The sequence below is a fragment of the Ewingella sp. AOP8-B2-18 genome (assembly GCF_052376015.1).
In the GTDB taxonomy this organism is placed as follows: Bacteria; Pseudomonadota; Gammaproteobacteria; order Enterobacterales; family Enterobacteriaceae; genus Ewingella; species Ewingella allii.
This window is the reverse complement of sequence record NZ_JBQSVB010000003.1, coordinates 48,260-60,750: the sequence shown is the minus strand read 5'-3', so window position 1 is coordinate 60,750 and position 12,491 is coordinate 48,260. Positions and strand designations below refer to the sequence as shown.

11 protein-coding genes are annotated in these 12,491 nt (G+C 56.8%); 4 read left to right on the top strand and 7 right to left on the bottom strand.

The features are described 5' to 3' along the window. The first annotated feature begins 79 nt into the window (after positions 1–79). Positions 80–2,935 (top strand): excinuclease ABC subunit UvrA, encoded by a 2,856-nt coding sequence (gene uvrA / locus ACT3RR_RS08080; protein ID WP_353503499.1) that lies wholly within the window; start codon positions 80–82, stop codon positions 2,933–2,935. Between the two features lie 55 nt (positions 2,936–2,990). Here uvrA and ACT3RR_RS08075 read toward each other — a convergent pair whose 3' ends face one another. After that, a complete protein-coding gene (locus ACT3RR_RS08075; protein WP_496200083.1) occupies positions 2,991–3,887 on the bottom strand; it encodes a LysR family transcriptional regulator in 897 nt (298 codons plus the stop codon). A 100-nt stretch (positions 3,888–3,987) separates the two neighbouring features. On the opposite strand from ACT3RR_RS08075, the gene ACT3RR_RS08070 reads away from it, so the two are divergent. Together ACT3RR_RS08070 and ACT3RR_RS08065 are read left to right on the top strand one after the other, a co-directional pair. Continuing rightward, positions 3,988–4,608 carry a glutathione S-transferase family protein gene (locus ACT3RR_RS08070; RefSeq protein ID WP_496200082.1) on the top strand — a complete coding sequence of 207 codons (621 nt, stop codon included), beginning with the start codon at positions 3,988–3,990 and terminating at the stop codon, positions 4,606–4,608. 33 nt (positions 4,609–4,641) lie between these two features. Beyond that, complete coding sequence (locus ACT3RR_RS08065) at positions 4,642–5,571, top strand: pyridoxamine 5'-phosphate oxidase family protein (protein WP_496200081.1); 930 nt, start codon at positions 4,642–4,644, stop codon at positions 5,569–5,571. Between the two features lie 4 nt (positions 5,572–5,575). Here ACT3RR_RS08065 and ACT3RR_RS08060 read toward each other — a convergent pair whose 3' ends face one another. The 4 genes from ACT3RR_RS08060 to ACT3RR_RS08045 all read right to left on the bottom strand — a co-directional run bounded on the left by ACT3RR_RS08060 (position 5,576) and on the right by ACT3RR_RS08045 (position 8,763). Next, positions 5,576–5,929: an MmcQ/YjbR family DNA-binding protein gene (locus ACT3RR_RS08060; RefSeq protein ID WP_396131263.1), complete on the bottom strand. Its 354-nt coding sequence runs from the start codon at positions 5,927–5,929 to the stop codon at positions 5,576–5,578. A gap of 5 nt (positions 5,930–5,934) precedes the next feature. Next, positions 5,935–6,351, bottom strand: coding sequence for a secondary thiamine-phosphate synthase enzyme YjbQ (locus ACT3RR_RS08055; RefSeq protein ID WP_353503504.1), 417 nt, complete (start codon positions 6,349–6,351; stop codon positions 5,935–5,937). A gap of 123 nt (positions 6,352–6,474) precedes the next feature. After that, positions 6,475–7,668 carry an amino acid aminotransferase gene (locus ACT3RR_RS08050; protein WP_496200080.1) on the bottom strand — a complete coding sequence of 398 codons (1,194 nt, stop codon included), beginning with the start codon at positions 7,666–7,668 and terminating at the stop codon, positions 6,475–6,477. Positions 7,669–7,830: 162 nt separating this feature from the next. Then, positions 7,831–8,763 carry a LysR family transcriptional regulator gene (locus ACT3RR_RS08045; protein ID WP_485902300.1) on the bottom strand — a complete coding sequence of 311 codons (933 nt, stop codon included), beginning with the start codon at positions 8,761–8,763 and terminating at the stop codon, positions 7,831–7,833. Between the two features lie 125 nt (positions 8,764–8,888). Between ACT3RR_RS08045 and ACT3RR_RS08040 the strand changes: the two genes are divergently transcribed. Beyond that, complete coding sequence (locus ACT3RR_RS08040) at positions 8,889–9,647, top strand: 3-oxoacyl-ACP reductase family protein (protein ID WP_496200079.1); 759 nt, start codon at positions 8,889–8,891, stop codon at positions 9,645–9,647. A 6-nt stretch (positions 9,648–9,653) separates the two neighbouring features. Here the strand turns inward: ACT3RR_RS08040 and alr are convergent, their stop codons facing one another. Next, positions 9,654–10,739: an alanine racemase gene (gene alr, locus ACT3RR_RS08035; protein WP_496200078.1), complete on the bottom strand. Its 1,086-nt coding sequence runs from the start codon at positions 10,737–10,739 to the stop codon at positions 9,654–9,656. A gap of 195 nt (positions 10,740–10,934) precedes the next feature. Then, positions 10,935–12,341 carry a replicative DNA helicase gene (gene dnaB / locus ACT3RR_RS08030; protein ID WP_353503509.1) on the bottom strand — a complete coding sequence of 469 codons (1,407 nt, stop codon included), beginning with the start codon at positions 12,339–12,341 and terminating at the stop codon, positions 10,935–10,937. Positions 12,342–12,491 lie beyond the last annotated feature (150 nt).

Genomic DNA, 12,491 nt, shown 5'->3' with positions numbered 1-12,491 from the left:
CGATTCGTTGACCGCCGCGATACAGATTGAGCGACGGCCATCGGCACGGTGAGCTATCACGTTAATCCGGGAATGATGAATGGATAAGATCGAAGTTCGGGGCGCACGCACCCATAATCTCAAGAATATCAACCTGATTATCCCGCGCGACAAACTGATTGTTGTCACCGGCTTATCGGGTTCAGGCAAATCCTCACTGGCGTTTGATACTCTCTATGCGGAAGGCCAGCGTCGTTACGTTGAGTCGCTGTCAGCCTATGCTCGCCAATTTTTATCCTTAATGGAAAAACCGGACGTTGACCATATCGAAGGTCTTTCTCCGGCGATTTCGATTGAGCAGAAATCCACGTCGCACAACCCGCGTTCGACGGTCGGTACCATCACTGAAATCCACGACTACCTGCGCCTGCTGTTTGCCCGCGTGGGTGAGCCGCGCTGCCCGGACCACAATGTGCCGCTGTCAGCGCAGACCGTCAGCCAGATGGTCGACAACGTGCTGGCGCAGCCGGAAGGCCAGCGCCTGATGCTACTGGCGACCATCATCAAAGATCGTAAAGGCGAGCACACCAAGACGCTGGAAAATCTGGCGGCGCAGGGTTACATCCGCGCCCGTATTGATGGCGAAGTCTGTGATCTTTCCGATCCGCCGAAGCTGGAGTTGCAGAAAAAGCACACCATTGAAGTGGTGGTGGATCGCTTTAAAGTGCGCGAAGACATCGCCCAACGTCTGGCGGAATCTTTCGAAACCGCACTGGAATTGTCCGGCGGTACCGCCGTGGTCGCCGATATGGATGACCCGAAAGCCGACGAGATGCTGTTCTCCGCTAACTTTGCTTGCCCGATTTGTGGCTACAGCATGAGCGAGCTGGAACCGCGCATGTTCTCGTTCAACAACCCGGCCGGTGCCTGCCAGACCTGTGACGGCTTAGGCGTACAGCAGTTCTTCGACCCTGAACGCGTGGTGCAAAACCCAGAGCTTTCGCTGGCGGGTGGCGCAATCCGTGGTTGGGATCGCCGCAACTTCTACTACTTCCAGATGCTGCGCTCCTTGGGCGAGCACTATAAATTCGACGTGGAAGCGCCTTATAGCGAGCTGAGCAGCGACGTAAAACACGCCATCCTGCACGGCTCCGGCAAGGACACTATCGAGTTTAAATACATTAACGATCGCGGTGACACCTCGATTCGTCGCCATCCGTTTGAAGGCGTGCTGCACAACATGGAGCGCCGTTATAAAGAGACGGAGTCCAGCGCGGTGCGCGAAGAGTTATCCAAATACATCAGCAACCGCCCATGTGCGTCCTGTAAAGGCACCCGCCTGCGCGAAGAAGCGCGCCACGTGTTTGTGCAGGAGACCACGCTGCCGCAGATTTCTGATTTTAGCATTGGCCATGCGATGGAATTCTTCCAAAACATGAAACTCAGCGGCCAGCGCGCCAAAATTGCTGAGAAAGTGTTGAAGGAGATTGGCGACCGCCTGAAGTTCTTGGTCAACGTCGGGCTGAACTACCTCTCCCTCTCCCGCTCGGCAGAAACCTTGTCCGGCGGCGAGGCGCAGCGTATCCGTCTGGCAAGCCAGATTGGTGCAGGGCTGGTGGGCGTCATGTACGTGCTGGATGAGCCGTCAATCGGCCTGCACCAGCGCGACAACGAACGCCTGCTGGAAACCCTGATCCACCTGCGTGACCTCGGAAACACGGTGATTGTGGTCGAGCACGACGAAGACGCGATCCGCGCCGCAGATTATGTCATCGACATCGGTCCGGGTGCTGGCGTGCACGGCGGTGAAGTGGTGGCAGAAGGCTCGGTGGACCAAATCATGGCGGTGGAAGCCTCGCTGACCGGCCAGTTCCTCAGCGGCAAACGTGAAATCGCGCTGCCAGAGAAACGCGTCCCGGCCGACCCCACCAAAGTGCTGAAGCTGTCTGGTGCCAAAGGCAACAACCTGAAAGACGTCACCCTGACGCTGCCGGTGGGCCTGTTTACCTGTATCACCGGCGTGTCCGGCTCGGGTAAATCGACGCTGATTAACGACACCCTGTTCCCGCTGGCCCAGCGCGAGCTGAACGGCGCGACCATCGCCGAAGCGGCACCTTATCGTGAAATCGACGGTCTGGCGCACTTCGACAAAGTGATCGACATCGACCAAAGCCCAATCGGCCGAACTCCGCGCTCTAACCCGGCCACTTATACCGGCATTTTCACTCCGGTTCGCGAGCTGTTTGCCGGCGTGCCTGAGTCACGCGCGCGCGGCTACAATCCGGGGCGTTTCAGCTTTAACGTCAAGGGCGGGCGCTGCGAAGCCTGTCAGGGCGATGGCGTGATTAAGGTCGAAATGCACTTCTTGCCGGACATTTATGTGCCGTGCGACCAGTGCAAAGGCAAACGCTATAACCGCGAAACGCTGGAAATTAAGTACAAGGGCAAGAGCATTCACGAAGTGCTGGAAATGACTATCGAAGAAGCGCGTGATTTCTTCGACGCCGTTCCTGCGCTGGCGCGTAAGCTGCAAACCCTGATGGACGTTGGCCTGACTTACATCTGCCTCGGCCAGTCAGCCACCACGCTGTCCGGCGGTGAAGCCCAGCGTGTGAAGCTGGCGCGCGAGCTGTCAAAACGCGGTACCGGCCAGACGCTGTATATTCTGGATGAGCCGACCACAGGTCTGCACTTCGCGGATATCCAGCAGCTGCTGGCGGTATTGCACCAGCTGCGCGATCAGGGCAACACCATCGTGGTTATCGAGCATAATCTGGACGTGATTAAAACGGCGGACTGGATTGTCGATTTAGGCCCGGAAGGCGGCAGCGGCGGCGGTGAGATTCTGGTCTCCGGCACCCCAGAAACCGTGGCGGAGTGCAAAGAGTCGCACACCGCACGCTTCCTCAAGCCTATCCTTGAGCATCACAAGCAGAAAGCCAAGAAATCGGCCTAATGCTTCTCACCCCTTCTCCTGCTCTGGGAGAAGGGGTGATCCTCCTGCCTTCAAATCAAGTATGAATCTGCGGTAGCTGCCCCAGCCTGTCACAGGCAAAATCCCAAAACGTCCTCACCTTGCGCGGCATCCTTTCCACCTTTTGCGCCACCAATTGCACCGGCATCGGCAGTGGTTCTTCGTCGGGCAATAGCCGAACCATAATCCCTGCGGCCAAATCATCCGCCACCTGATAACTCAGCAGGCGCGCAATCCCGTGCCCGGCGCGCACCGCCAGCAGCTGGGACTCCACTTCGTTAAACATCAAACGGGGCGAAAGCTTAACGCGCAGGCCATCCTCCCTCGGGCCAAAACGCCACTCCCGGCGCGGGGATTTTAAAGTGCTGAGGATGATTTGGTGCTCGGTTAACTCGGCGGGTTCACGCGGCTGGCCGTGCTTCGCCACATATTCGCGGCTCGCCACTAGCATGCGAGTCACCTCCCCCACCTTGCGTGCCACCTTGCCCGAATCCTCCAGATGCCCAATGCGAATCGCCAAATCCAGACCTTCGTCAATCAGGTCCACATTGCGGTCATTGAGCAGCATTTCGATTTGCATATCGGGATGCAGCGTGAGGAATTCCATCACCAGCGGGGCAATGTGTTTACGGCCAAACTGCACCGGCGCGGTGATGCGCAGCAGGCCGCTGAGCTGGGTTTCGGCGGTGTCGAGCAGGGCATCCTGGTAGTGCCCAATCAGCAACTGGGCCTTTTCTGCCAGCCGCGCCCCGGCCTCGGTCGGCGCGAGGCGTCGCGTGGTGCGTTCAACCAATCGCGCACCAAATCGCTGCTCAAGTGAGGCGATGGCGCGAGTGATGGCGGGAGCAGAGCGCCGCATTTTACGCGCCGCCTCGGCCAGACAGCCGTGTTGCAGCACCGCCACGAAAATTTCCAGCTCGTCCAAACGGTCCATAGATTATTCCACTAACTGCAAGGGTATATTTCAATATTGGCGGATTCACTTTGTTTGTTGCAAGAGTAATCTGGAGTTAACCCGAACAAGGAGAATCACCATGCCCCACATTAAACTTTACGGAACCCCGCTGTCTGGTCACTGCCACCGCGTGGTGTTACTGCTCAACATGCTCAGCCTGCCGTTCGAATCCATCGATGCGCCGGCGGCGTTGCGCCAAACCGACGAATTCAAAAAGCTCAGCCCGATGGCGCAAGTTCCCGTGCTGGTCGATGGCGAGGTGGTGCTGACGGACAGCAACGCCATTCTGGTCTATCTGGTGAAACGCTATGCGCCGAACAGCCACTGGCTGCCGGAAGACGCGGTCGAAGCCGCCCAGGTGCAACAGTGGCTGTCGAAAGCGGCCGGTGAGATCCGCTACGGCGTGGCGTCTGCCCGCATGGTGACGCAGTTCAAAGCGCCGGAGCACTACGACGCGGCGATTGCCGTTTCACGCAAGTTTTTGCCCCAGTTGGAAGAGCACCTGCGCCAGCATGAATTCCTGGCGACCGATAAAGCGACTATCGCGGATCTGGCCTGCTCCTGCTATGTCAAAACCGCGCCAGAGGGCGGCATTTCGCTCGTCAACTATCCGTCGATTCGTCGCTGGCTAGCCCGCATTGAAAAGCTGCCCGGCTACCAGCCACAGCCAGAGCTGGCGCTGCCTGCTGAAGTGATGTAACGGCCACATTAAGAAGAAAAGTCGGGGTGGAAAATGAGCGAATCCTTAGCCGTGAATGATGTTTTTCACCCTGATGAACGCCGGGCGCAGGCCTTGGCGCAGTTTGATATCACCAGCGCGCCAATCCGCGCCGCCATGCCAGAGCAGCACCGGACGTTTTTCGCCGGTTTGCCCTATCTGCTGGCTTCCACCATTGATGATGAAGGCTGGCCGCTGGCGACGCTCTTCACCGGCCCACCGGGCTTTGTCAGCTCGCCGGACGACACGCATCTGCGCATTAACGCCCCGCGTCGGCAGGATGACCCGGCGCTGAATGCCATGTTTTCTGGTAAAGAGATCGGTATTTTGGGCATCGACTTCTCCAACCGCCGCCGCAATCGGGCTAACGGGCGGATCGGCCGGATGGATAAAAACCGTATTGAGATCGCCGTCGATCAAAGCTTCGGCAACTGCCCGAAATACATTCAGATCCGCGAGATCTACCCCATGGACAGCGCAACGCCGCCTGCCGCCAGAGAGGATTTAGCCCAGTTAGATGATGAAGCGCGAGCGCTGATCCACCGCGCCGACACTCTGTTTGTGGCTTCTCACGCCTACAGCGAAAAAGCGCAGGGCGGCGCGGATATCTCCCATCGCGGCGGGCAGCCGGGCTTTGTGAAGATAGACGGCAATCGCCTGTGGATCCCCGACTTCGTTGGCAATAAGTTTATGAATACGCTTGGTAATCTTCTGGCGAAACCGCGCGCCGCCCTGCTGTTTCCCGACTTCGACACTGGCGATATTCTGCACTTGCAGGGCACCACGGAGATTGTCTGGCAGCCAGAAACGATTAAAGGCCCCGAAGGAGCCCAGCGTTATTGGTGTGTCGATGTCCAGCGGGCGTGGCGTTTCCGTCAGGCACTGCCTTGGCGCGGGCGTAACGTGGAGTATTCACCCGCCTCGCTCGGCACCGGGCAGTGGTAATGCGCTACGCGCCTAAACCGTGGCGCGCTGATTCAGGCAGAGAAGCTACCACCAGCTGATAGGAGCCGTCGATCAGGTAGTAAAACTGCGAGTCCGGCAAGTCGCCATCGATATAAATGGTGTTCCAGTGCGCCTTATTCAGCTTATCGCCGGGGATCACGCAGTCGTGCTTGGCCCGCAAGTCGTCGGCCAATTCGGCACTGGTTTTGAGCGAAATAGCCTGCCGCCCGTTGCATTCGCAGAACATGGCAAACATCACGTCCGCCACTTTAATTTGGTTAGCACCGCGCTGGGTATTCTGCGTGGCCTCCGCGCCCGGCTTCCCCAAACAATAATCGAGTAATTCCTCATTGGTCATTTTTCTCATTCCCCTTGCAAGGTAGCGACGATCCGGCGCTGTCCGCCGTCGATCCGGTGTTCGCCCAGCCAAATGCCTTGCCAGGTGCCCAACACCAGTTTGCCCTTCGAAACGGGCAGCATTAATGATGCACCCAAAAGTGACGATTTAATGTGACCCGGCATATCGTCTCGCCCTTCGTAATCGTGCTCATAGGGCGCGTTTTCCGGCACGCTGCGCATGAAATGCTGCTCCATGTCCACTCGCACGGTGGGATCGCAGTTTTCATTGAGGGTCAGCGAGGCTGAGGTGTGCTGGATAAACAGATGCAACAGGCCGATTTGCACTTCGTGCAGACGCTGAATATGACTGAGCACTTCGTCGGTCACTAAATGAAAACCTCGCGATTTCGCGCTAAGGGTGAAGGTCTGCTGATGCCACATAGTGTCTCCTATCAAAACGGTTGCTCGTTAAGGATAGCAGCCAATAAAAAGGGCCGACATTGCTGTCGGCCCTTAAAAACGCTTCCTGCAAAATAATTCGGATTGCAGGAGGGATGGCGAGAGTTACTGAACGGCGGCGAATGCCTCGGCAACCTGCTTCACGTTGTGGTGGTTCAGGCCCGCCATGCAAACGCGGCCGCTGGCAATCAGGTAGACGCCGAACTCTTCGCGCAGACGATCAACCTGCGCCACGCTGAAGCCGGTGTAGCTGAACATGCCGCGCTGTTGCAGCAGGTAATCAAAGTTGCGATTAGGCAGCGAGACTTTCAGACTGTTAACCAGCGTTTGGCGCATTTCCAGAATACGCGCGCGCATGTTTTCCACTTCGCTCAGCCATTGGGCCTTGAGCTGGCTGTCGTTCAGGACTTTGGCTACCACCTGCGCACCAAAGTTTGGCGGGCTGGAGTAGTTACGGCGTACGGTGGCTTTCAACTGGCCCAGGACGCGACCAGCTGATTCGGCATTTTCACACACCACGGACAGGCCGCCGACGCGCTCGCCGTACAGCGAGAAAATCTTGGAGAAGGAGTTGCTGACGAAGCAGGTCACGCCCGCCGCCGCCATTTCGCGAATGGCATAAACGTCCTCGTCGATACCCGCGCCGTAGCCCTGATAAGCGATGTCGAGGAAGGGGATCAGGTCGCGCTGTTTAGCAATTTCAATCACTTGGTCCCACTGCGCTGGCGTTAGATCAGAACCCGTTGGGTTGTGGCAGCACGGGTGCAGCAGAACGATGCTCTGCGCAGGCAGGGTTTTCAGCGTCTCGAGCATACCGGCGAAGTCGACGCCGAGGCTTTTTGGATCAAAGTACGGGTAAGTGTGAACCTTGAAACCCGCGCCGCTAAAGATAGCCACGTGGTTATCCCAGGTTGGGTCGCTCACCCAGACTTCTGAATTCGGGAAGTAGGTTTTCAGAAAATCTGCGCCGACTTTCAGCGCGCCCGAGCCGCCAACGGTCTGAATGGTCGCAATGCGCCCCTCTTTCAGCGCCGGGTGTTCAGCACCAAATAACAGCGTCTGAATCGCGCTGCGGTAGGCCGGCAAGCCGTCCATCGGCAGGTAAACTGACGCCGCCTGAGGCTGGGCGTTCAGCCATTCTTCCGCCGCCGCGACGGAAGGCAGTTGAGGAATAATACCTTGCTCGTCGTAATACAAACCGATGCTCAGGTTAACCTTCTTCTCTCTTGGATCATTTTTGAAACTGTCCATCAACGACAGGATCGGATCACCCGCATAGGCATCGACATGTTGGAACACGGTATACATCTCCTCGGTGGTTTATTTTCAAATGATCGCGTCGCTCGGATCTCTTGCCCACGCCGCTCAGTCGCGTCGGCGGGGGGATCCGGGGTCAATCATTGGACTCGCTTGCTTCACAGACTAACAAAGTTCGTTAAAAAAAATGACTACTATATGGTGTCAATTTACGAACATTATTCGTGCGTCAAATCTGCGTGAAAGCTGCTGTTCGCGGAACTTTTCCATCACGAAATCCACAAAAACTCGGGTCTTTGCGGGCAGCATTTTATGCGTGGGAAAATAGAGCGAAAGCGTACCGTTTTCGGCATACCAATTCGGCAATACGCGAACCAGCCGACCACTCTCCAGATAGGGCAATAAATTGGGAAGGCTCGCCACCGCGATGCCCAATCCCATCACTGCCGCCTGGCAGCAAGCTTCTGGCTCGTTGAAGGTCATACGCTCGGGCAACGAAATGGCCGCCTGCCGGTCCTGGCTGTCGCGCAGGATAAAATTACGCACACGCCCGGTCTGTGGAGAGCGAATGCGGATCCCCTCGCCAAAGGCTAAATCTTCGGGTTCGACAAAAGGCGGCTTGCTGGCGAGATAGGCGGGCGACGCCGCCAAAACGGTGTGCGCTGGCGCAAGTTCGCGGGCCACAATCCCTTGCGGCAGCTCAAATCCGCCGCCGATAGCTGCGTCGAATCGCTCGCCAATCAGGTCGATTTTGCGATTATCAAATTCCCAATCGGGGCGAATAAGAGGATAGCGGCCCAAAAACTCGTCCAGCAAAGGCAGCAAATAGTGAATACCAAAGTGGGTGCCGACGCTCACCTTGAGCGGCCCTGACGGATGCTGCGCGCTGCTGTCCAGACTGTTCATCGCCATCTGAATCGACGCCAAACCACCGCGAACCTCGAGTAAAAATCTCTCGCCCGCTTCCGTTAGGGTGAGTTTGCGCGTGCTGCGCTGGAAGAGCCGCACCCCAAGCTGGGCTTCCAGCGTAGTGACGTTTTTGCCTACCGCCGCCGAGGTCAATGCCAGACGCCGCCCGGCAGCCGAAAAACTGCCCGTATCGGCACTCTCTACAAAGCATTCTAGATGATTAATCATACTCTTAGGCCCATTTCAAACTTTTGGTTTGAAATGATTATAGCGATTACTGGCTATTCCTAACCTAATTTCGGGTCAATACTTGTCTCCATCAACACCTCTTCCTAATGATTTGGAGACATACCATGACTACCACAACACATTCTGCTTCACTGGCTGGCAAAGTCGCTTTCGTCCAAGGCGGCGCGCGGGGTATCGGCGCGGCTATCGTTCGTCGCTTAGCTCAAGAAGGCGCAAGCGTGGCCTTTACCTACGTTTCTTCGGCGGAGAAAGCCAACGCGCTGGCGGCAGAGATTGAAAAAATCGGCGTTAAAGCCTTAGCCATTCAGGCCGACAGCGCAAATGAGCAGGCCGTTCGTCTGGCCATCACGCAGGCCGCCAAGCATTTCGGCCATGTCGATATTCTGGTCAATAATGCCGGGGTTTTGGCCGTCGCACCGCTCGACGAATTCAGCATGGAAGATTTTGACCGCACGCTGGCCATCAATGTACGCAGCGTGTTTATTGCCAGTCAGGAAGCGGCGCGCCACATGTCGGAAGGCGGGCGCATTATCAATATCGGCAGCACCAATGCTGATCGCATGCCCTTCGCCGGTGGCGCGGTGTACGCCATGAGTAAATCAGCCATAGTAGGCCTTACCAAAGGATTGGCGCGAGATTTAGGTCCACGGGGGATCACGGTGAATAACGTTCAGCCCGGCCCGGTTGATACCGATATGAACCCGGCAGCAGGCGAAATGGCCGATGAGTTAACGAAGCTGATTGCGGTAAACCGTTATGGCAAAGACAGCGAAATCGCTGCCTTTGTGGCTTTCCTCTCTGGCCCCGAGGCGGGTTATATCAGCGGCGCCAGCCTGACTATCGACGGTGGTTTTGGCGCCTAATAGCACTCAGGCGTCATTACCGACATAAACGCGGGCAGTGCGGGCGGTCAACTGAGTGACCAGCTCGTACTGGCTGATGCCGGTCGCGGCGGCGATCTGTTCGACCGGCAGCCCTTCTCCCCAGAAAATCACTTCATCACCCACCCGGTCGGTGGCATCCGGGCCGAGATCGACGGAAATCATATCCATCGAAACGCGTCCGACGATTGGCACAATGCGGCCATTGACCAGCACCGGCGTGCCGCTCGGCGCGCTTCTTGGATAACCGTCGCCATAGCCCATCGCCACCACGCCAAGGCGCGTATCTCGCGTGCTGCGCCAAACGCCGCCATAGCCCACAGGTTCACCCGCCGCGTGGTCGCGCACGGCGATCAGGCTGGAGGTCAGGGTCATCGCGGATTTTAAGCCAAAATGGGCGGCATCGGCGAAGCTCATCGGCGAAACGCCGTATAGGATCAGGCCAGCGCGCACTAAGTCGTGATGGGCTTCGGGCCAGTGGAGAATTCCGCTCGAGGCGGCGAGAGATTTCAGCCCCGGCTTGTCCTGAGTGAACTGCTGGAAGCTGCGAATCTGGTCAGGTGTGGCTTCAACATCGGGTTCGTCTGCACGGGCGAAGTGGCTCATAATATTGACCGGCTGGCGAACATTCGGACAGGCGCTGAGGCGCTGATAAAACGCCTCGGCTTCGGCGGGGTGAACCCCCAAACGATGCATGCCGGTGTCGAGTTTCATCCACACCGTGAGCGGCTTGTCGAGGGTCGCCTGCTCCAGAGCCTGTAACTGTTCACGGCTGTGAACCGCGGTTTCCAACCCCCGCGCCGCCACCAAAGGCAGCTCTTCGGCGCTAAAAAACCCTTCCAGCAGCAAAATAGGCTTAATAATACCGCCAGCCCGCAGAGTTAATGCTTCGCTCAGGCGAGCCACGCCGTAGCAATCTGCATCCTGCAAAGCCTGCGCGGCTTCCAGCAAACCGTGTCCGTAGGCGTTAGCCTTCACCACCGCCACCACACGACTTTGCGGCGCCATATGCCGCACCCGTTGCAGATTATGTCGCAGAGCGCGGCAATCAATGACAGCCGTAGCCGCTTTCATCTTGATTCCTTTATAAATTCTTAATTTAAAAATGACACCCCTAGCTTCATAGGGAATTAACACGAAAGCTAAGGGGCGTTATTGGCGCAGTCAGTTTGCGTTCGGCCAGCGCGGAAAAACCGGAGTGTACACGTAGTACACGAGGATTTTGAGCACTGCCCGGACGCAAAATGGCAAGCAAAATAGCCCCGCACACTAGTCCTCGTCGTATTGAGGACCACCATAGTTATCAAACCGCGAAAACTGCCCATTAAAGGTCAATCGAACCGTACCGATTGGGCCGTTACGCTGCTTACCGAGGATAATCTGGGCGATGCCTTTCTCTTCACTGTTGTCGTGATAAACCTCGTCACGATAGATGAACATGATCAAGTCGGCGTCCTGCTCGATGGAGCCGGATTCACGCAAGTCGGAGTTGACCGGGCGTTTGTCGGCACGTTGCTCCAGGCTGCGGTTCAGCTGCGACAGCGCCACTACTGGCACTTGCAGCTCTTTAGCTAAGGCTTTGAGCGAGCGGGAGATTTCGGCGATTTCCAAGGTACGGTTGTCGGACAGCGAAGGAACGCGCATCAGCTGTAAGTAGTCGATCATGATCAGGCTAAGGCCGCCGTGTTCGCGGAAAATACGCCGCGCGCGGGAGCGCACTTCGGTTGGCGTCAGGCCAGAGGAGTCATCTATGTACATATTGCGTTTTTCCAGCAGGATACCCATGGTGCTGGAAATGCGCGCCCAATCCTCGTCATCAAGCTGGCCGGTACGAATTTTGGTTTGGTCGACGCGAGAAAGCGACGCCAACATACGCATCATAATCTGGTCGCCGGGCATCTCCAGACTGAAGATAAGCACCGGTTTTTCCTGCATCATCGCGGCGTTTTCGGCGAGGTTCATCGCAAAGGTGGTTTTACCCATCGAAGGACGCGCCGCCACGATAATCAAATCTGATTTCTGCAAACCGGCGGTTTTCTTATCCAAATCGGCATAGCCGGTGGACACCCCAGTGACGCCGTCGTGCGGGCGCTGGAAGAGTTCTTCGATGCGCGACACCGTGCTTTCCAAAATGCGGTCGATGCTTTTCGGGCCTTCGTCTTTGTTGGCGCGGCTTTCGGCAATTTGGAATACGCGAGATTCCGCCAGATCCAGCAGGTCTTCACTGCTGCGGCCCTGCGGGTCATAACCGGCGTCGGCAATTTCATTGGCGACGGAAATCATTTCGCGAACAACTGCACGTTCGCGGACGATATCGGCATAAGCGCCGATGTTGGCCGCACTTGGGGTGTTTTTCGACAGCTCGGCTAAATAGGCAAAGCCGCCCACTGAGTCCAAATCGCCTTTTTGCTCCAGCGATTCAGACAGGGTTATTAAGTCGATAGGCTTGCTCATTTCCAGCAAGCGCTGCATTTCGGTAAAAATCAGGCGATGCGGGCGGCTGAAGAAGTCATTGCTGACCACGCGTTCCGCCACGTTGTCCCAGCGCTCGTTATCCAGCATTAGCCCGCCCAGAACGGATTGTTCAGCTTCCAGCGAGTGCGGAGGAAGCTTCAATCCTTCCATCTGACGATCGCGGTTTTCGTTCTGTTGATTGGTCGGTTTTTTTGCTGCCATGTGTGGGAAATTCCTGCGGTAAGCGCCTGTTTTGTGAGCATCGACTTCCCAGTAATTTAGGAAGTTTTTTCGCTGCTTAGTATAGGTTGTGCTGTCTCATTTCAAAAGGGTATTAACCCGCTGTGCCTAAAATCTGGATTGTCGCAAACA

What these genes read in the sequence shown, in the direction of transcription:
- uvrA (WP_353503499.1), top strand. Translation starts at nt 80, where the DNA reads ATGGATAAGATCGAAGTTCGGGGCGCACGCACCCATAATCTCAAGAAT.
- ACT3RR_RS08075 (WP_496200083.1), bottom strand. Translation starts at nt 3,887, where the DNA reads ATGGACCGTTTGGACGAGCTGGAAATTTTCGTGGCGGTGCTGCAACAC.
- ACT3RR_RS08070 (WP_496200082.1), top strand. Translation starts at nt 3,988, where the DNA reads ATGCCCCACATTAAACTTTACGGAACCCCGCTGTCTGGTCACTGCCAC.
- ACT3RR_RS08065 (WP_496200081.1), top strand. Translation starts at nt 4,642, where the DNA reads ATGAGCGAATCCTTAGCCGTGAATGATGTTTTTCACCCTGATGAACGC.
- ACT3RR_RS08060 (WP_396131263.1), bottom strand. Translation starts at nt 5,929, where the DNA reads ATGACCAATGAGGAATTACTCGATTATTGTTTGGGGAAGCCGGGCGCG.
- ACT3RR_RS08055 (WP_353503504.1), bottom strand. Translation starts at nt 6,351, where the DNA reads ATGTGGCATCAGCAGACCTTCACCCTTAGCGCGAAATCGCGAGGTTTT.
- ACT3RR_RS08045 (WP_485902300.1), bottom strand. Translation starts at nt 8,763, where the DNA reads ATGATTAATCATCTAGAATGCTTTGTAGAGAGTGCCGATACGGGCAGT.
- ACT3RR_RS08040 (WP_496200079.1), top strand. Translation starts at nt 8,889, where the DNA reads ATGACTACCACAACACATTCTGCTTCACTGGCTGGCAAAGTCGCTTTC.
- alr (WP_496200078.1), bottom strand. Translation starts at nt 10,739, where the DNA reads ATGAAAGCGGCTACGGCTGTCATTGATTGCCGCGCTCTGCGACATAAT.
- dnaB (WP_353503509.1), bottom strand. Translation starts at nt 12,341, where the DNA reads ATGGCAGCAAAAAAACCGACCAATCAACAGAACGAAAACCGCGATCGT.